This window comes from Pseudoalteromonas sp. SR41-4 (assembly GCF_014163985.1).
Classification (GTDB): domain Bacteria; phylum Pseudomonadota; class Gammaproteobacteria; order Enterobacterales; family Alteromonadaceae; genus Pseudoalteromonas; species Pseudoalteromonas rhizosphaerae.
In genome coordinates this window covers 1-19,407 of sequence record NZ_JACJEI010000010.1, presented here as the reverse complement: position 1 = coordinate 19,407, position 19,407 = coordinate 1, and the positions used below count along the sequence as shown (strand labels likewise).

Sequence of the window (19,407 nt, the reverse complement as noted above, 5' to 3'; positions counted from 1 at the left end):
CAGCTAAGTTAGTGTCTATGGCAAATAATATAGCAGCCATTTAGACGTCTAGATAGATTTTTTTAGTGAAACTTTTTCAACGAAGGTGAGTTTTATTCATGTTGCTCTGAATGAAGAGTTCTCTGATACACAACTGTTTACATAATTTATTACCTCAGGGGTCTTATATTGACTTGCTTTGTTGCATAATCGGATGACTAAAAACAAGAAATTTATTCAACTAACAAGGGATAGCAATGAAATTTAAATTATTAGCAACGAGCCTTGCGGTAACGCTTGCACTGGGCGGCTGTGCAAATACCAGCGTCTCAAACATGGTCAAAGAGGTTGAGATTGAACAGTCAACGGTTGGCAGTAGTAATGATCGGGTGTTCTCACAAGATTATTTATTAGAAGAGCTTGATAATGGTTTACGCGTTATGGTGGTGAAAACTGATTACCCTGATGTGGTATCACTACAAATTCCAGTGTCTGTCGGTTCTCGTAATGAAGTCGAAGCAGGTAAAACCGGTTTTGCACACTTTTTTGAACACATGATGTTTAAAGGCTCTGAAAAATATCCGCAAGATGTGTATTCTGATATTCTAAAAAATTCTGGGGTTGATAATCGCGCTTATACAACCAATGATTACACTAACTATCACTTAAACTTTTCAAAGCAACATCTTGATAAAGTACTTGAAATTGAAGCGGATATTTTTCAAAACCTGACTTATTCAGAAGAGCAATTTCGTACCGAAGCATTAACAGTTAAAGGCGAATACCTTAAAAATAATGCCAGCCCGGTTCGTAAGTTACTTTCTGCAGTACGTAATGAAGCATTCGAAAAACATACTTATAAACATACCACAATGGGCTTTTTTGAAGATATTGAAGCCATGCCGGATCAAATGGCATACGGTAAAGAGTTTTTTGCTAAGTTTTATAAACCTGAATATGTGTCATTAGTGATTGTAGGCGATGTTGATCCAGCTGAAACTATGGCTATGGTTAAAAAACACTGGGGCCAATGGCAAAAAGGCGATTTCGTTGCTGATATTCCAACCGAACCAAAACAGCAAGCGGCGAAATATATACATGAGCAAAACGAAGGCTTACCAGGGCATTGGTTATTAGTATCTTATAAAGGCACAGCCTGGCAGCCAAAACAAAAAGACAGAGCCGCGCTTGATTTACTGTCACAGCTTTATTTTTCAACCAACTCAGAGCTTTACCAAGAGTTAGTGGTTGATAAACAAATTGCTAGCCAAATGTTTAGCTATAACCCTGATACCAAAGATCCCGGCTTATTACATGTTTTTGTGAAAGTTGAAAATGAGGCTGATTTAGCGGTTGCTCGTGATGCAATTAATAGCACCTACGCCAAAGCTCGCACTGAGTTGGTTGATAGCCAAAAGCTAGCTGATTTAAAATCCAATCTTAAATACAGCTTTATTAACGGCCTAGACTCATCACAAGCTATAGGTTCAACCCTTGCCAGTTATATGCATTTTGAGCGCGATCCAGAAGTCGTCAATCAGTTATATGCAACGGCAGATAGCATCACCGCGCAAGATATTAAAGACATTGCTAATAAGTATTTTGTAGACAGTGGTCGTACTACTGTGACTATGTCTGCACTGGATAAAGTGGCTGGCTTTGAACAAGAAGTGGACTTAAACACTCTCGTTGCTAGCAAGCAAACTGTGCAACAGCGTCATTTTAAAGTGCTAGATAAAACCAATAGTTCGCCATTGATTGATATTAACTGGTTATTCCATACCGGTGCTGCGGCTGATCCTAAAGGTCAAAAAGGCGTAGCTGCACTCACTGCGGCCATGCTTGCTCAAGGTGGTTCACAGGCGAAGAGCTACAACGACATTAAACAGGCACTTTATCCATTGGCAGGTAGCTTTGGTTATCAGATAGATAAAGAAATGATTTCGCTACAAGGGCGTGTCCATAAAGATAACGCTGCACAATGGTATGCACTGGTTAGTGAGCAGTTACTAAATCCTGGCTTTAGAGAAGATGACTTTAAACGCCTTAAGAAAGAGCTCATCGACGGTATAAAATCTGGCCTAAAAGCCTCAAATGACGAAGAGCTAGGTAAAGAAGTGCTTTATCATAAGCTGTATCAAGGTCACCCATATGAGAGCTATAACTACGGTGATCTATCTGATTTAGAAGCATTAACACTTGATGACGTGAAAGCGTTTTATGCGAAAGAATTTACTCAAGCTAAACTGACTGTCGGTTTAATTGGCGCAGTACCTGAATCACTTAAAGCAACCATGTTTAGCGATTTAAGTGCTTTGCCTAAAGGTCAGCAAAGTCGTTTATCGATTCCTGATGCACCAGCGCTAAAAGGTCATCACGCTACAATTGTAGAAAAATCAGCGCAATCGACTGCGGTATCGTTTGGCTTCCCAATTGATACCATTCGTAGTAGTGAAGACTGGACGGCACTGTGGTTAGTTCGCTCATACTTTGGCGAGCACCGCAGTTCAAACTCATATCTTTATGAGCGCATTCGTCAAACCCGCGGTATGAACTACGGCGATTACGCATATATTGAGTATTTCCCACGAGGTATGTTCCAGACTAAGCCTGATGCAAACTTAGGCCGCTCTGAGCAAATATTTCAAGTATGGCTTCGCCCGCTGCGCTCGAACAATGACGCTCATTTTGCAACGCGTACCGCTTTATTTGAACTTGATAAGCTAATCAAAAATGGCATGACAGAAAAAGACTTTGACGCAACGCGTAACTTCTTAATTAACTTTGTGCCGCAAATGGTAGCAAGCCAAAACCGTCAATTAGGGTATGCGCTAGATAGTGAGTTTTACAACACCGATACTTTCGTAAAGTATGTAACGAGCAAGCTTGAAAAACTGACAGTAGCTGATGTAAATCGTGTCATAAAAGAGAACTTACAAACGGATGATATTCAGTATGTGTTTATCACCGGCGACGGAAAAGATATGCAAAAGCGCCTAGCGTCAGAGCAAACATCCCCTATGGTATATAATGCAGAGAAACCAGCTGAATTAGTTGCTGAGGATAAAGTAATCGCTAATTACAAACTGGCAATACCAGCGAAAAATATTGAAGTACTTGCTGTAGATAAGGTGTTTGAATAACGAGCATTTAAATAACTAAGAAGCTTAATTTAGATGCCCCAAATTTGGGGCATTTTTATAACATTGCGCCAATTTTTACACCTAATCCAAAAAGTATAATTGCACTGACGATAAGCACTAAGGTGATGTGTCCTCGCGATTCCTTTGACATAATTTAAATCTCCTTATTTCATAATTAAAAACACGGTGAACATGCCAAGCGCAAAGCTGGCAATGGACGACAGCGCTAAAATTGTTGTGATACTTTGCGTATTTAAAGTGTGTGTCTGAGCAACTGAAACTGTATTTTCCTCAAGTTTTATTAACTCACCTTGACGTACTTCTAACACTGCACACAAGGCCATGGTGGTTTCTTTAGACGCTGCACCTTCTTTTTCTACCCGTTGAATAGTTCGTAAACTTACGTCACAGGCATCTGCAAGCTGTTGTTGAGTCCAATCAAGCTTTTGCCTTAATGCTTTTATAGTTTTGGGGTTTAATTGCATGATTATTTCCCCAAAGCTAATGTTGAAATAATATACCCAACAGTAAAACCAACAACAAAACATCCAGCAATAAAAAGAGCTGATTTTTTAGGGTTACTAAATAAAGTTGTTTGCTCTAAGCTTTTAACTAACTTTTTATTTTTAAACAGTGAGCACTCAAGCCTACCAGTTAAAATATTGTGCATTTCAAACTTAACATTAAAAGTATTACCTGATAGTTCAAATTGGTGTTTACTTGTGACATTAATACTTCGCTTTTCACTAACTAGCTCATCATTAATATAGACTTCTTCCTTACCGGTGAAGTAACTGCCAAAGCAGGCTATTTGATCGTCGCCATCTTGAAAGTAAAATTTATAGCCAAGTTTCTTTGTATTGAGTATGTCATTGTTCATCATCGTATTCCTTATTAAGTTGATGATGCTAATTTAGCGTTTATTATTATTTTTTACGCCGTCAGCTTTACGCCAGTTGTTATTTTGTCATATGACAGTATAACTGTCATTGATGTTTAGTTATTGAATTTTAAAGTTTTATATTTTTTATGGCTACACGTTAATTTTATCTACTGTCGTAACTCATTATGTAAAACTATAATGAGATTATTAAAGAATGATTTTGAAATTTAGTTATATCTAATAACTAGAACAAATAACCGCAGCGTTAACACATCTGACTTGAAATCCGTTAAACTGCATAAAAGCTTATCTTCGTATTAATCTAAGGCCGTCCTATGCGTCATGAAATTTGGCAACAGCTCCGCACCGAAGCAAAAGAAGTCGTTACCCGTGAACCTCTATTAGCAAGTCATGTGTATTCATGCATTTTAAATCATGAGTGTTTAGGGTCTGCGTTGAGTTTTATCGTTGCCAATAAGTTATCTGATGCTGTGGTATCTGCATTTACTATCCGGGAGTTATTTGATCAGGCTTTTGTTGAATGTGATCGAATGCTTACTCATGTTGCCCATGATATAAAAGCCGTTAAAGATCGTGATCCCGCTGCCGATACATATTTAACTGTGATATTAAATTTAAAAGGTTTCCATGCAATTCAAGCACATCGACTCGCCCATTGCTTATGGTTACAAAACCGTAAAGAGCTCGCTCGCTTTATTCAAAGCCGTACCTCAGAAGTATTTGGCGTTGATATCCATCCTGCTTGTAAAGTCGGCCATGGTATTATGTTTGACCATGCAACTGGTATAGTGATTGGTGAAACAGCTGTTATTGAAGATAACGTCTCTATTTTACAATCAGTTACTCTAGGTGGTACTGGTAATGAAAAAGGCGATCGTCATCCGAAAATTCGCGCCGGTGTTTTAATTGGTGCTGGGGCTAAAGTGCTCGGCAATATTGAGGTCGGCGAGGGCGCCCGAATTGGCGCAGGCTCAGTGGTACTGAGCGCCGTACCACCACACACCACGGTTGTAGGCGTACCAGCTAAAATTGTTGGTAAACCAAATTGCCCCTGTCCAGCGAAAAGTATGAATCAGAATTTTTTAGAGGTTGATGAGCCGCAAAACGAATCACACACCAGTGCAATGCTCTAAGTAAAAAACTTAAAAGGAATTAAGTATGAGTAAAAATGATCCATTTTCGCTGTTGTTAGCATTTATCACAGGTGTTGTTCTAACGTGGAGTTATTTTGCGTTGAGCTCTGACGAAGCAGCTCCTGTGACTACAACACAAACACAGGTACTTGAACAAGAAGTCAAAATAATGCCTGCCAGTACCGTAGCTGCAGAGCTAGATACAGTATCCCAGTCTCAACAAGTGACTGATATTACCTCGTCTGCCCAAGATACATCAGCGCAAACAACGGATGAACAAACGCTTGAGCAACAAGTGCAACAGCTCAAGCGTGAGTTACTGCAACAGCAAAAATTAGTAAAAGCTTACGAACAACAATTACAAGCACCGTCCGATTTTGAACAAGCTTTGCTAGACAAGTTTACTGAGCAAAGTCGCAATGAAGAGTGGGCTTATCGTACCGAGACTGCTATGAAAGACTTTTTACAGATTGCTGATCTTGGCATCACCCCTGAATTAGTTAGTGCGCAGTGTAAAAGTTCGGTATGTAAATTTGAACTTGCAGCGCCAAAGGATGTAGATGATTTTGATCATACCCAATGGCGCGAACTCAACGATAAGTTGGTACAACAAGACTTTTGGCAGCAATTTAAAGTCAGTACTTCAAAATCAAGCGATCGCGATTTTTCATTATTATTAAGTACTGAGTCAGAATAACGAGCCTCAGCTGACACGAGCTTGAATCACGCCATCAGCAAGCTCGGTTACAATTAAATCACCTTGAGTTACTTGCTTAATAGACTTAATCACTTGCCCTTGCTCATTTTTAGTGATGCTATAACCACGAGCGAGTACATTGAGCGGACTTACAGATTCTAATCGGCTAGCCTGCATTGCGAGGGTATTTTGGGCACTGTGTAATTGTTGCTGCATGGTTTGTGTTAAACGCCCTTGCAGTTGCTGTAATTGATGACTTGCCTGAGTAATTTTGCGATCTGGTGAGCGCTGCATTAGTCGCGGCGTTAGATTATTTAAGCGGCGCTCATATTGATAGAGCCGATTTTGTATCGCCTGCTGTAATGCTACTGTCAATTCATCTAAACGTTGCGCTTGTTGATTTAACTGATTACGCGGATGACATAATGTTAAACGGTGCTCAAGTGCTGTTGCAACGCTTTGCTTTGCAGATAACTGATGTTTAAACGCATTGGCTAAGCGATTTAATTGTTGTTGGATTTGATTATAAAGTTCGCTGCTATTGGGGCTAACAAGCTCTGCAGCCGCGCTTGGCGTTGCGGCGCGCACATCGGCAACATAATCGCTAATGGTGGTATCAATTTCATGACCGACAGCACTGATAATTGGTAGGTTACTGGCAAAAATAGCGCGTGCCAGTAGCTCATGGTTAAAGCACCATAAATCTTCTAGTGATCCACCACCGCGGCCTAAAATAATTACATCAACTTCATTGCGGGCATTAGCAATATTGATTTTATCAATTAATTGTAGGTGCGCGTCTTTACCTTGCACCATAGCAGGGTAGATCACGACTTCAAGTTGTGGCGCTCGACGCTTAAGTACCGTTAAAATATCTTTGATAGCCGCCCCTGTGGCTGATGTAATAACACCAACACGATGCACAACCCCAGGCAATGGTTGTTTATGGGCGGAGCTAAATAAACCTTCGGCGGCTAAGCGCATTTTTAATTCATCAAACTGTTGCTTTAGTTGCCCTTCGCCAGCAGCTTCCATGTGTTCAACAATCAGCTGATAGTCACCACGCGGTTCATACAGCGATACTCGGGCTCGAACTGTCACTTGTGCGCCATTTTCAGGGCGATAGCGTTGGCCTCGATTGTTGCCTCGCCACATCGCCGCTTTTACTTGAGCGCGATCATCTTTGAGCGTGAAATACCAATGACCAGAGGCTGGTGTAATGAAATTTGATATTTCGCCGGTTAAATTTAACGATGCGAATCCTTGTTCGAGTACGGTTCTTATTTCTCTATTTAACCTAGAAACGGTATAAATCGTTTGCTGCTGGGATGTTACGGCCATAAAGCGACTCTAAAAAGCGATGATGGGGGTATTTTATCATAAATAATTGTGAAATCTTATTTACTCGTGCCCACAACGCTGATAAAATTTGGCCGCAATTCCTTAAACAAGATCCACATGTGAGAAGTTGCCAAAATGCTTAGAATTGCTAAAGAAGCTCTTACCTTTGATGACGTACTTTTAGTACCCGGTCATTCTACTGTTTTGCCACACACGGCAAACATTTCAACTCGCTTAACGCGTGGTATCAAACTTAACTTGCCGCTAGTTTCAGCATCTATGGATACTGTTACCGAAGCACGCTTAGCGATTGCGCTAGCGCAAGAGGGCGGTTTAGGTTTTATCCACAAAAACATGACAATTGAAGAACAAGCCAAAAACGTACGTAAAGTTAAAACGTATGAAGCGGGTATTGTTTCTTTCCCTGTTACTGTGACAGCGGATTTAACCATTGCAGATGCAATTGTACTTGCTGAAGAAAAAGGCTTTTCAGGTTTTCCGGTAACGGACGCTGAAAACGGCCTTGTTGGTATTGTTACCAGCCGCGATATGCGTTTCGAAACCAAGCTTGAGCAACCGGTTTCAACAGTGATGACTAAAAAAGAAAAGTTAGTCACTGTAAAAGAAGGTGCAGCGCGTGATGAAATCTTAGGATTAATGCACGAACACCGTATCGAAAAAATCCTTGTTGTTGATGATGCGTTTAAATTAAAAGGCATGATCACAGTAAAAGATTATCAAAAAGCACAAGACAAACCACATGCATGTAAAGATGAACAAGGTCGTTTACGTGTAGGTGCTGCCGTTGGTGTAGGTCCAGGTACTGATGAGCGTATTGCTGCATTAGTCGAAGCGGGCGTTGATGTATTACTAATTGATACCTCACATGGTCATTCTCAAGGTGTTATCGACCGTGTTGCACAAACTCGTCAAACTTACCCTGAACTACAAATTGTAGCTGGCAATGTGGCAACAGCTGAAGGTGCGATTGCGCTTGCCGACGCCGGTGTTGATGCAGTTAAAGTAGGAATTGGCCCAGGTTCAATCTGTACTACGCGTATTGTTACTGGTTGTGGTGTACCACAAATCACAGCTATCTCTGATGCTGTTGATGGCCTAAAAGGTCGTGACATTCCAGTGATTGCTGATGGTGGTATTCGTTTCTCAGGTGATATTGTAAAAGCACTTGTTGCTGGTGCATCATGTGTGATGGTTGGCTCAATGCTAGCGGGTACTGAAGAAGCGCCTGGTGAAGTCGAGCTTTACCAAGGCCGTTACTACAAGTCATACCGTGGTATGGGCTCGCTTGGTGCGATGAACCAAAAAGAAGGTTCATCAGATCGCTATTTCCAAAAATCAAATCAAGCAGACAAGCTTGTGCCAGAAGGGATTGAAGGTCGTGTGGCTTATAAAGGTCCAATCGCGACAATCATTCACCAACAAGTTGGCGGCCTGCGCAGCGCAATGGGTTTAACCGGTTGTGCCACGATTGAAGAATTAAACACTAAACCTCAGTTTGTACGTGTTACTTCAGCAGGTATGGGTGAGTCACATGTTCATGATGTGCAAATCACCAAAGAAGCACCTAACTACCGCTTAGGTTAATAGCTTCAAATCTATTAAAATTACTGGGCTAGCTTCGCTAGCCCTTATTTATTATAGTCATTCAGGTAACCTGAGTGCTAGTTCTTGACTAACGAGACCCTCAATGAGCAAAGACATTCACGATTCACGAATTCTTATTTTAGACTTTGGTTCGCAATACACGCAATTGATCGCCCGCCGTGTGCGAGAAATTGGTGTTTACTGTGAACTGTGGGCATGGGACGTAACGGAAGAGCAGATCCGTGAGTTCAATCCACAAGGTATCATTCTATCTGGTGGCCCTGAGTCAACAACCTTAGAAAACAGCCCGCGTGCCCCTGAGTATGTATTCAATGCAGGCGTACCTGTACTTGGTATTTGTTACGGCATGCAAACAATGGCTACTCAGCTTGGCGGTAGCGTTCATAGCTCTGATAAGAAAGAGTTTGGTTACGCGCAAGTTGAAAAAGTCGGTAACTGTGCATTATTTGATGCCATTGAAGACAGCATTACCGATGGCGGTGAAGGCATTTTAGACGTGTGGATGAGCCATGGTGATAAAGTAATGGAAATTCCAGATACTTTCAAAACTACTGCTAAAACATCTACTTGCCCACATGCGGCAATGTCTAACGAAGAAAAGCGTTTTTACGGCGTACAATTCCACCCAGAAGTAACCCACACCCATCAAGGCCAACGTTTACTAGAACGCTTTGCGATTGATATTTGTGGTTGTGAAAAACTGTGGACTGCAGCAAAAATCATTGATGACGCCATAGAGCGCATTAAAGATACTGTGGGTGATGACGAAGTAATCTTAGGTTTATCTGGTGGTGTTGATTCATCAGTGGTGGCTATGCTTATTCACCGCGCGATTGGCGACCGTTTAACCTGTGTATTTGTTGATAACGGTTTACTGCGTTTAAACGAAGGTCAGCAAGTAATGGATATGTTTGGCAATAAGTTTGGCCTAAACATTATCAAAGTGGATGCCGAAGAATTATTCTTAGCGGATCTTGCTGGTAAATCAGACCCAGAAGACAAGCGTAAAGCGATTGGCCATACATTTATTAAGGTATTTGATAGCGAATCTAAAAAGCTTAAAAATGCAAAATGGTTAGGTCAAGGTACTATCTATCCAGATGTTATCGAGTCAGCAGCGTCTGCAACTGGTAAAGCGCATGTGATCAAGTCTCACCATAATGTGGGCGGCTTACCAGATGACATGGAAATGGGCTTAGTTGAGCCACTGCGTGAATTATTTAAAGATGAAGTACGTAAAATTGGTTTAGAGCTAGGTTTACCGTATGACATGCTTTACCGTCACCCGTTCCCTGGGCCTGGTCTAGGTGTGCGTGTACTTGGCGAAATCAAAAAAGAGTACTGTGACTTATTACGCCGTGCTGACGCTATCTTCATTGAAGAGCTTCACAAAGCAGAGCTTTACCATAAAGTAAGCCAAGCATTCACGGTATTCTTACCGGTTAAGTCGGTAGGGGTTATGGGTGATGCACGTAAGTACGATTGGGTTGTTTCACTTCGTTGTGTAGAAACTATCGACTTTATGACTGCACGTTGGTCACATTTACCGTATGAGTTCTTAGGTCTGGTTTCAAACCGCATCATTAATGAAATCGACGGTATCTCACGCGTTGTTTACGATATTTCAGGAAAACCACCTGCGACTATTGAGTGGGAATAATTTTTAGGCCTGAAACGTCTGGCACTAACAGGCATTAAATCTTAATTAAGTCCGCGTAATTGCGGACTTTTTTTGTTCGGAACATCACTGAAAAAATGCTCTGACACTTTGTTCTATAAGTCAAAATATGGCCCAGCCTTGATTCTGCGTTACCAATTCACAAATCAAATAATAACTGTCTAAATCAAAATGATCTGGGCTTAGGGCATTTTCGCGGTTTTCTCCTGAGCGGTTACATAGTACGAACTGACGATATTGTTGTAGTTGCGAAAGAGTCAACACATCTTCTTTAGCGAGAGGGTGCTTTTTACCGATATACGTTACTTTACGTCGTCAAAAGCTAAAACCAAGCTATCGGTTAAACAACTTGATAAGACCATCGCCACTCGTATCGTGCAATTAGGGTCGTCAAACTTAGTGATGTTTATCTACTTCAGCTTCGTCATGGCGTTCCATAACATGCAATTTATGGCCTACGGAGACACCACGCAGTTAGCCGCATTCGCGATTGTTGGCTACTTAGCGAGCTGTTATTACTTCTTCGCTGAAGGCTTAGTCAGCGGCTTGCAGCCACCAGTGAGTTACTACTTAGGCGCCAAGCAATACAAACGCATTAGCGAAACCGTAAAACTGGCTTTTCTGTTACCGTTGGGTCCGGTATAGCTTTGGTAATACTGTTTAACATTTTTCCAGAAATCTTTATCAGCATCTTTACCACAGGCAATGATGCATTACTTGAAGCAAGCAAAAACGGTATTCGTTTACACTTAATGGCATTGTTTTTAGATGGCTTCTTATTCATGGCGTCCATCTACTTCGTCGCCGTTGGTAAAAGCGGACAAGCCCTGTTTGTTTCCGTCGGCAATATGTTGATACAGTTTCCTTTCCTATTCATCTTGCCGAAATACCTAGGTATCGATGGTGTTTGGTTAGCCGTCCCTTTATCTAACATTGCCTTCGCATTGATCGTACTGCCGATGCTATTAAGCAACCTGAAAGGTTTTATGTACATGCATAAACAACAAAGTTTCGTTTAAAAAACAATAAGAACAAAATAGTAAGGATATTTTTATATCGACGAGCGTTAAATAACTTTGGGGCAAAAGCGAGTTATGTGTTTTAACAACAAGAGTCTGCACCACTTACTATGACTTGATATGTAGCTGGTCGCTCATGTTTTGATACGCTTTAAAAGTGGACAACAAGTTGAGTATAAAAAGTGAATAGAATTGAACTTAACCGCGCTTACTACTGAAAAGAAGCATGGGCTTCGTTGTGATATGGCCGAATCCTCAGTCTGGGCCAAAGCTGAACTAAAGCGTCGACGAGTAGCAAAAAGTAAAAAATGCTGAGCATGGATATATATGAAGGCTTATCCTAGTTTAGGTAAGTAATTATAAAAACGGCGAATTAGTTGGCTAATTCGCCGTTTTGTTTATTTAAAAAGCAGTTAAACTAAAAGAGTGATTTTTTTCTTTACCTTTAGCGAAACTTCTCTATAATTCGTCGTCATTGCAGGGGCGTAGTTCCAATTGGTAGAACAGCGGTCTCCAAAACCGATGGTTGGGAGTTCGAGTCTCTCCGCCCCTGCCACTTCTTCTTTACATAGCCTTGATTACTTCTTATATTGTTCCAGTGTTTAAATCTACTGAGTTTTTATGCATCCACGATACGCAGCTATTTTTGGTATAGAAAACCTCGAACTAAATCAGCATTTCCGATTACAGCCAGTCGCTGAACAACGTTCTGATGCACCAAGTGCAGCGCCGCAGGTAAATATAGAGCTAAGTACAACGCTATTGGCTGATTTAAATCGCGCTATTGCGCCATTAAAAATTAGCCAAGTAGTGCAAAGCGATAAGCTTGCATGGCATGATGGTCAATTGAGCTTACCAACCCAGCAGCTTAATGCTGATAATAAACGCGCGCTATGGGCGCTGATGAGCACACACCTTGATAACCTTTGAATCTGTTACTGAATTATCCATTGATGCGCTGATGCGTGTTGAGAACGCGTGTCACACTCATCCGTGGACAGTAAACACTATGCAATCATGTCTCGCTGGGCGTTACTTTAATTTAGCTGCGTTTAATGAGCAGCAAATTATTGGTTTTTATATCGGTGAAAAAGCAGGGCCTGACTTTACTTTAATGGATATCTGCGTGGCACCTGATTTTCAGGGGCAGGGGATTGCCAAACAATTGCTTGCAGCGTTTATTGAATACGGCGAAAAGCATCACGCTGAAAACTTATTTTTAGAAGTACGTGAAACCAATACTCGTGCCATCGCCTTATATGAGCAGGCAGGCTTTAGTGAAATGTCGGTACGTAAAAATTACTACCCAAGTAGTGACCCATCAAAAAATGGCCATGAAGATGCTATCTTAATGGGAATGACATTACTTTTTGGTTAATGACTGTTCTTGTTGCAAGGTATATTTTATCGCTTCAATTAAGCTCAGTGCCAAATAATCACGGCGGTTGTGATCACGGCCACGTAAATTATCTTCAAGTGTGGCCGCCGCATGGTGAATATTACTAAAACCAAAACAACCAGCACTGCCTTTTAAACTATGGGCCAGTGCTCTGAGCTGCTCCCACTCACCATTATTGTATAGCTGCGTAACGTCGGTTAAATAACCTGGCAGTTTTAAGCGATAGTTGTCGTTGATCTGTTGAAATTTATCGCTGTTTAGCAAGCTATCCCATTTATTTTGGCTGTCTTTTTCAATATTTAAATAGCTAACAAGCACACTTTCTAAGGCATCTTTATCGATAGGCTTAGCCAGTGCTTCGTCGCAACCGGCTTGCAAATAGGTGTTTACGTCATCTTTCATTACATTCGCGGTAAGTGCAATGATCGGCCCATCGTAGGCTGCATGGCGGAGCATTTGTGTGGCTTCTAAGCCGCCCATTACCGGCATTTGCATGTCCATAATGATTAATTGATAGTCATTCACCAGCGCCATTTCAACAGCTTCTGCACCATTGTTGGCTATATCAGGCTCAAGCCCCCATGTTTGCAGTAATAACTTGATTAGTACTTGGTTGTCAGGGTTATCCTCGGCGACTAATATATTGGCATCAAAGCTATTTTCTGCGAATGAAAGCTGTAAGTCCTTAGCGGGAGTTAATTGGCTTAACTCAGTCAGCATTGGCACTGTTTGTTGTTTATCAGCAGGTAAGTTACAGGCAATTTGCACGCAGAAACAGCTTCCTTGGCCTGGCGTGCTTGTTACATAAACATCACCACCGAGCAATTGTGCTAAATTTTTAGAAATACATAAGCCTAAGCCAGTGCCGCCAAAGCGTCGTGTTGTTGTTGTATCAGCTTGTTCAAAAGGCTTGAATACCCGCTCAACTTCTCGCTCTGACATGCCAATACCGCTATCTTTAATGGCAAATTCTATGAGTTGTAAATCACTGTTATAGGTAATATCTAATTCAATTAAACCTTGCTCGGTAAACTTCACTGCATTGCTGGCAATATTAATGAGAATTTGCTTTAAACGAGTGCTATCACTATTAATTATGCGCGGTAATGGTAAGTGAAAATTGATATTGCAGTTAAGTTTTTTCTCTTGTGATAAAGGACGAATAATCGAATCAATATCATGAACTAACTGCACAATATCTAGCGGTTCTTTTTCAACTGCTAATTTTTCGGCTTCGATTTTCGACAAGTCTAAAATATTATTGATGAGTTCAAGTAAGTGTTTAGAGTTACGTAATATAGTATTTAGGTGCCAAGCGTCGCCGGTTGTATTTTGGCTGTGTAATAGCTGCTCAGTAAAGCCCATGATAGCGGTTAGTGGTGTACGTATCTCATGACTCATATTGGCTAAAAAGCGGCTTTTTAATTGGTTCGCTTGTTCCGCTTGGGCAATGGCCACCTCGAGTTGACTATTCATGGTTTCAAGTGCTTTGGTACGGCTTTCGACTTTATCTTCTAAGTGATGTTTATATTCTTCAAGTTCGTCTTGATAATGACGAATTTGGTTCACCATGTGATTAAAATCATTAAATAATACCCCCACCTCATCATTATTATGGGCAGGCAAATATACCGACAAATCGCCGTCTCCTACTCGATGGCTGGCTGCCCCAAGTAACTCAATTGGGTTAAGTAGTAAATTACGTACCACAATAAAAATCAGCATCGGCAGGGTGATCACTGAAATAATCACAATCAAGGCGGTGATCAAACTGATCGCTTTGCCGGATTGATACAGTAAGGCTTTGGGGATGGTCGAGACATAATAATAACCGCCGCTCATTTGGATGGCGTAAATCATCCGTTCAACTTTATCAATACTCGATAACTCTATGGTTGAGAGCTTACCTAGATCGGCTAAGTCGTGAATTTGTTGCAGCTCATATTCGCTAATATATTGACCGCGCTTATTGTAGTCTGAGCTAAATAATATTTTGCCATTGCTGGTCAGTAATAAATTTAAGGTATTGTTATAGGGCGCTTCTAAAATGCTGGTATTTAAAATCGATGGCTCAACATGCAACACAATAAACCCTAGTTGTTGCGGGCGTTTAAGGTAGTAATCAGCACTGTAAATACGTTGAATAAAATATAAGCTGGTAGTGCCATCTTGTTTTTGCACCATAAACTGTTGTTGGCGTAAGTTACTTTGTAAAACTTGTGAGAAAAATGGATAGCTGGTTGGAGCGGTATTTAAATTACTGGAGTAATAGGCGTCGCTTTGACCATCCGGAGAGACTAAATTTACGCTAACAATATCGGGGTAAGCTTCTGAATAGCTTGCAAATACATCCATTAGTGCGCCTAGGCGACGGGTGTAATTGCCGTTATCGCGTAAGTCATCTGCTAAAAAGTCACTTAGTACAGGGGAGGCCGAGAGTAACTTTGTAGTAGAGTGAAATGAATCGATGTAATTGAACATTTTTTGTTGTTGCTGTTCAACAAAACGGCTAACAATGAGCTCGGCTTGTTTTTGTGTGGAGCTGGTAACGTTGGTGAGAGTAAAGCCACCTAAAAACAATAACGGTAAAATCACCAAAGGCGTGATATACCATAATAATCTTATACTTAACTTACTTGTTCTCATACCCAAACAAAATATCCTCCATGTAATCTATCAATAGTATGCGTTAGCGTAAAATTACACAAGTTTAGTGCGTTCGCTGCAGCAAACGGGTTGAGCTGATTTTAAACCAAGTTATCGGCTAATTACTTGCAATCGTTGCTTTTTTGGCTAAGACAAACAAGGTATAATGTGACTAATTCTATTTTATATTTACAGTGCGTAGCGAAGACCTGTGCTTAGGTTTGTTTTTGGTTGCGCCTTGTTATGACTTAAAGCGGCTTACATGTCTAATTTATTAAACGAAATCAATACGCGACGCACGTTCGCGATCATCTCGCATCCGGATGCTGGTAAAACTACCATCACCGAAAAAGTACTGTTGTTCGGACAAGCTATTCAAAAAGCGGGTACCGTTAAAGGCCGTGGCTCTAATCAACATGCCAAGTCTGACTGGATGGAAATGGAAAAAGAGCGTGGTATCTCGGTCACGACCTCTGTTATGCAATTCCCATACAATAAAGCGCTAGTAAACTTACTTGATACCCCAGGACATGAAGATTTCTCTGAAGATACTTATCGTACCTTAACTGCGGTCGATTCATGTTTGATGGTGATCGATGCGGCTAAAGGTGTTGAAGATCGTACTCGTAAATTAATGGAAGTAACGCGCTTACGTACCACGCCAATTGTCACATTTATGAATAAATGTGACCGCGATATTCGTGATCCGATGGAGTTGTTAGACGAAGTTGAAACAGAGCTAAATATAGCTTGTGCACCGATCACATGGCCAATTGGCTGCGGTAAAGAGTTTAAAGGTGTTTATCATATTCACCGCGGGGAGACCTTGTTATACAAAACCGGCCAAGGTCATACTATTCAAGAAGTACGCAGCATTAAAGGGCTTGATAATCCTGAGCTTGATGCAGCGATCGGCGATGAGCTTGCTGGGCAACTGCGTGAAGAGTTAGAACTTGTTATTGGTGCATCGCACGAATTTGATTTAGAGCTATTTTTAGCGGGTGAGTTATCACCAGTGTACTTTGGTACTGCGCTTGGTAACTTTGGTGTTGATCATGTGCTTGATGGCCTAACTGAGTGGGCACCAACGCCATTACCGCGTGAAACAGAAGACCGTACTGTTGTTGCAACAGAAGAGAACTTCACTGGCTTCGTATTTAAAATTCAAGCGAATATGGACCCTAAGCACCGTGACCGTATTGCGTTTATGCGTATTGTGTCGGGTAAATACAGCCAAGGCATGAAAATGAACCATGTGCGTATAGGTAAACAAGTCAGTATTTCTGATGCGGTAACCTTTATGGCGGGTGATCGTGAGCGTGCAGGTGATGCTTTTGCAGGTGATATTATTGGTTTACATAACCACGGTACGATCCAGATAGGTGATACCTTCACACAAGGTGAAAAGCTTAAATTTACTGGTATTCCAAACTTTGCGCCGGAATTATTCCGCCGCATTCGTCTGCGTGATCCACTTAAGCAAAAGCAATTATTAAAAGGCTTGGTGCAGCTCTCTGAAGAAGGTGCTGTACAAGTATTTAGACCGCTTATTAATAACGACTTAATTGTAGGCGCGGTTGGTATATTGCAGTTTGATGTGGTTGTAGCGCGTTTGAAAGCAGAATATAACGTAGATGCTTTATACGAAAGCGTAAATGTAAATACCGCACGTTGGGTAAGTTCGACTGACGTTAAAAAGTTTGAAGATTTTAAACGTAAGTGCGAAAGCAACTTAGCGCTTGATGGCGGCGATAATTTAACTTACATAGCGCCGAGTCGTGTAAATCTTAACTTATCAATTGAGCGCTATCCAGAAGTGACATTTAACCACACGCGTGAAAATTAGACTCCAATTTTAATTTAAAGCTCGCCAACGCGGGCTGGTAAAGGTAATAAATTACATGAATATTCGTACCCTACTAATTGAAAGAGCCATCGCAGCCATGACTGGCGCTGGCTTACCAGCAGATACTAATCCTGCGGTAACACAGAGTACCCGACCACAATTTGGTGACTACCAAATTAATGGTGCAATGGGCGCTGCTAAAAAAATGAAAAGCAACCCGCGAGAGCTTGCACAACAAATTATTGATCACTTAGATGTAAGTGATATCGCAGACAAAACAGAAATTGCCGGCCCTGGTTTTATCAATATTCACCTAAAACCTGAGTTTTTAGCGCAAAGCTTAAAAGCGGCAAACCAAGATGCAAAGCTGGCTGTTGCTGAGCATGCACAACCGCAAAAAGTAGTGGTTGATTACTCATCACCTAATCTTGCTAAAGAAATGCACGTTGGGCATTTACGTTCAACGATCATTGGCGATGCAGTAGTACGCGCACTGGAGTTTCGTGGCGATACGGTTATTCGTCAAAACCATATGGGCGATTGGGGCACGCAATTTGGTATGCTGATTGCGCATCTGGAAGATCAAATCAGCCAAGGTGTTGATTTAGATTCTGTGGCACTTGCTGATCTCGAAACCTTCTACCGCGACGCTAAAAAGCGTTTTGATGATGAAGAAGGTTTTGCAGATAAAGCGCGTGATTACGTAGTAAAACTACAAGGTGGCGACGCGCATTGTGAAAAACTATGGAAGTTGTTTATCGCAACCTCGGTAAAGCATTCTGAAGAAGTATACAAACGCTTAAATGTAACGCTTACACCAGACGACATCATGGCTGAAAGTGCTTATAACAGTGAACTGAACAATATCATTAAGTTATTACGAGATAAGAATATTGCCGTTGAGTCACAAGGCGCACAGGTGGTGTTTTTAGATGAGCTGGCAAATAAAGATGGTGAGCCATCAGTGTTTATCGTGCAAAAGTCAGGTGGCGGTTTCTTATACGCAACCACCGATTTAGCCGCCTGTGATTACCGTTCAAACAAGTTAGGCGCAGCCCGCATTTTAATTTTTGTTGATGCGCGTCAAAGCCTACACTTCAATCAAGTAGAGCTTACTGCACGTAAAGCCGGTTTACTACGCGATGAAACTAGCTACGAATTTTGCCCATTTGGCACCATGATGGGTGAAGACGGCAAACCATTTAAAACGCGTACAGGTGGCACGGTAAAACTTGCTGATTTACTTGAAGAGTCAATCACTCGAGCTGCTGCTAAGCTTGCTGAGCGTGAGTCTGACTTAACTGATGAAGAGCGCAGTGAAATTGCCCGTAAAGTAGGTATTGGCGCAGTTAAATATGCAGACCTTTCTAAGCACCGAACCAGTGATTACATTTTCAACTGGGACAGTATGCTTAGCTTTGAAGGGGCAACAGCACCTTACTTACAATATGCTTATACTCGTGTACGCAGTATTTTCCGTAAATCAGGCGTAGACGCAGCAAGTTTAAACGCAGATGTCGCTATTGTTGAGCCGCAAGAAAAAACCCTTGCGCTTAAACTACTGCAATTAGAAGAAGTACTTGATCAAATGATCAGTGAGGCAACACCGCACGTATTATGTAGTTACCTATACGAGCTTGCCAGCCTATACATGACCTTCTACGAAGCTTGCCCAGTACTTAAAGAAGGCGTAGAGCCAAGTGTACGCGATAGCCGTTTAGTGTTGTGTAATTTGGTAGCGGATACGCTGCGCACAGGCTTAGATCTACTAGGCATCGAAGTCATGGAGCAAATGTAATCTGCTACGTGTAGTTAGCTTTAACTGCGTTAATGAGTTTATTTAGCCTAAGTCACATACAAAAGTGACAAGGTACTAGGATGAAGTAAGCCCTAGGTTCTAAGAATAGTTGACACACAGATAGTAGTTTATAAATTTTTGAAGAGCCTAGAACCTAGAACCTAGAACCTAGAACCTAGAACCTAGAACCTAGAACCT

General features: G+C 41.4%; 13 protein-coding genes, 1 tRNA gene and 1 pseudogene. 11 read left to right on the top strand and 4 right to left on the bottom strand.

Annotated elements, in window-relative coordinates:
- Nucleotides 1-236 precede the first annotated feature (236 nt).
- Nucleotides 237-3,122, top strand: coding sequence for a pitrilysin family protein (locus tag H5180_RS10025; RefSeq protein ID WP_182758168.1), 2,886 nt, complete (start codon nucleotides 237-239; stop codon nucleotides 3,120-3,122).
- Between the two features lie 164 nt (nucleotides 3,123-3,286).
- Here the strand turns inward: H5180_RS10025 and H5180_RS10020 are convergent, their stop codons facing one another.
- Nucleotides 3,287-3,607 carry a helix-turn-helix domain-containing protein gene (locus tag H5180_RS10020; RefSeq protein WP_182758167.1) on the bottom strand — a complete coding sequence of 107 codons (321 nt, stop codon included), beginning with the start codon at nucleotides 3,605-3,607 and terminating at the stop codon, nucleotides 3,287-3,289.
- 2 nt (nucleotides 3,608-3,609) lie between these two features.
- Nucleotides 3,610-4,002, bottom strand: coding sequence for a hypothetical protein (locus H5180_RS10015; RefSeq protein ID WP_182717228.1), 393 nt, complete (start codon nucleotides 4,000-4,002; stop codon nucleotides 3,610-3,612).
- A 338-nt stretch (nucleotides 4,003-4,340) separates the two neighbouring features.
- Here H5180_RS10015 and cysE point away from each other — a divergent pair, with 338 nt between their 5' ends.
- Both cysE and H5180_RS10005 read left to right on the top strand, forming a co-directional pair.
- Nucleotides 4,341-5,159: a serine O-acetyltransferase gene (gene cysE, locus H5180_RS10010; protein ID WP_145235490.1), complete on the top strand. Its 819-nt coding sequence runs from the start codon at nucleotides 4,341-4,343 to the stop codon at nucleotides 5,157-5,159.
- A gap of 25 nt (nucleotides 5,160-5,184) precedes the next feature.
- The gene (locus H5180_RS10005; RefSeq protein WP_182734706.1) at nucleotides 5,185-5,856 is read left to right on the top strand and encodes a hypothetical protein; all 672 of its coding nucleotides are present in this window, start codon (nucleotides 5,185-5,187) and stop codon (nucleotides 5,854-5,856) included.
- Between the two features lie 6 nt (nucleotides 5,857-5,862).
- Here H5180_RS10005 and xseA read toward each other — a convergent pair whose 3' ends face one another.
- Entirely contained in the window at nucleotides 5,863-7,197 is a 1,335-nt protein-coding gene (gene xseA / locus H5180_RS10000) for an exodeoxyribonuclease VII large subunit (RefSeq protein WP_145235494.1), read from the bottom strand.
- Between the two features lie 135 nt (nucleotides 7,198-7,332).
- Here xseA and guaB point away from each other — a divergent pair, with 135 nt between their 5' ends.
- The 6 genes and pseudogenes from guaB (at nucleotide 7,333) to rimI (ending at nucleotide 12,898) form a co-directional block, all read left to right on the top strand.
- Nucleotides 7,333-8,802: an IMP dehydrogenase gene (guaB, locus tag H5180_RS09995; RefSeq protein WP_149982073.1), complete on the top strand. Its 1,470-nt coding sequence runs from the start codon at nucleotides 7,333-7,335 to the stop codon at nucleotides 8,800-8,802.
- 103 nt (nucleotides 8,803-8,905) lie between these two features.
- Nucleotides 8,906-10,483 (top strand): glutamine-hydrolyzing GMP synthase, encoded by a 1,578-nt coding sequence (gene guaA / locus H5180_RS09990; protein WP_145235498.1) that lies wholly within the window; start codon nucleotides 8,906-8,908, stop codon nucleotides 10,481-10,483.
- 420 nt (nucleotides 10,484-10,903) lie between these two features.
- A pseudogene (locus H5180_RS23820) lies at nucleotides 10,904-11,520 on the top strand (MATE family efflux transporter).
- Between the two features lie 479 nt (nucleotides 11,521-11,999).
- Nucleotides 12,000-12,076: transfer RNA gene (locus H5180_RS09980), tRNA-Trp, on the top strand.
- 65 nt (nucleotides 12,077-12,141) lie between these two features.
- Nucleotides 12,142-12,450 carry a hypothetical protein gene (locus H5180_RS09975; protein ID WP_145235500.1) on the top strand — a complete coding sequence of 103 codons (309 nt, stop codon included), beginning with the start codon at nucleotides 12,142-12,144 and terminating at the stop codon, nucleotides 12,448-12,450.
- Nucleotides 12,437-12,898 (top strand): ribosomal protein S18-alanine N-acetyltransferase, encoded by a 462-nt coding sequence (gene rimI, locus H5180_RS09970; RefSeq protein ID WP_182717138.1) that lies wholly within the window; start codon nucleotides 12,437-12,439, stop codon nucleotides 12,896-12,898. The genes H5180_RS09975 and rimI overlap by 14 nt, the downstream gene beginning before the upstream one ends.
- Here rimI and H5180_RS09965 read toward each other — a convergent pair.
- Nucleotides 12,884-15,565 carry a hybrid sensor histidine kinase/response regulator gene (locus H5180_RS09965; protein WP_182739807.1) on the bottom strand — a complete coding sequence of 894 codons (2,682 nt, stop codon included), beginning with the start codon at nucleotides 15,563-15,565 and terminating at the stop codon, nucleotides 12,884-12,886. The two genes, rimI and H5180_RS09965, sit on opposite strands and share 15 nt — an antisense overlap.
- A gap of 262 nt (nucleotides 15,566-15,827) precedes the next feature.
- On the opposite strand from H5180_RS09965, the gene prfC reads away from it, so the two are divergent.
- The gene (prfC, locus tag H5180_RS09960; protein ID WP_145235504.1) at nucleotides 15,828-17,411 is read left to right on the top strand and encodes a peptide chain release factor 3; all 1,584 of its coding nucleotides are present in this window, start codon (nucleotides 15,828-15,830) and stop codon (nucleotides 17,409-17,411) included.
- 55 nt (nucleotides 17,412-17,466) lie between these two features.
- On the top strand, nucleotides 17,467-19,209 hold the full coding sequence (gene argS, locus H5180_RS09955; RefSeq protein ID WP_182758166.1) for an arginine--tRNA ligase: 1,743 nt from the start codon (nucleotides 17,467-17,469) through the stop codon (nucleotides 19,207-19,209).
- Nucleotides 19,210-19,407 lie beyond the last annotated feature (198 nt).

Excerpts from the sequence above, each read along its gene's own strand:
- H5180_RS10025 (WP_182758168.1), top strand. The coding sequence starts at position 237 with ATGAAATTTAAATTATTAGCAACGAGCCTTGCGGTAACGCTTGCACTG.
- H5180_RS10020 (WP_182758167.1), bottom strand. The coding sequence starts at position 3,607 with ATGCAATTAAACCCCAAAACTATAAAAGCATTAAGGCAAAAGCTTGAT.
- H5180_RS10015 (WP_182717228.1), bottom strand. The coding sequence starts at position 4,002 with ATGAACAATGACATACTCAATACAAAGAAACTTGGCTATAAATTTTAC.
- cysE (WP_145235490.1), top strand. The coding sequence starts at position 4,341 with ATGCGTCATGAAATTTGGCAACAGCTCCGCACCGAAGCAAAAGAAGTC.
- H5180_RS10005 (WP_182734706.1), top strand. The coding sequence starts at position 5,185 with ATGAGTAAAAATGATCCATTTTCGCTGTTGTTAGCATTTATCACAGGT.
- xseA (WP_145235494.1), bottom strand. The coding sequence starts at position 7,197 with ATGGCCGTAACATCCCAGCAGCAAACGATTTATACCGTTTCTAGGTTA.
- guaB (WP_149982073.1), top strand. The coding sequence starts at position 7,333 with ATGCTTAGAATTGCTAAAGAAGCTCTTACCTTTGATGACGTACTTTTA.
- guaA (WP_145235498.1), top strand. The coding sequence starts at position 8,906 with ATGAGCAAAGACATTCACGATTCACGAATTCTTATTTTAGACTTTGGT.
- H5180_RS09975 (WP_145235500.1), top strand. The coding sequence starts at position 12,142 with ATGCATCCACGATACGCAGCTATTTTTGGTATAGAAAACCTCGAACTA.
- H5180_RS09965 (WP_182739807.1), bottom strand. The coding sequence starts at position 15,565 with ATGAGAACAAGTAAGTTAAGTATAAGATTATTATGGTATATCACGCCT.
- prfC (WP_145235504.1), top strand. The coding sequence starts at position 15,828 with ATGTCTAATTTATTAAACGAAATCAATACGCGACGCACGTTCGCGATC.
- argS (WP_182758166.1), top strand. The coding sequence starts at position 17,467 with ATGAATATTCGTACCCTACTAATTGAAAGAGCCATCGCAGCCATGACT.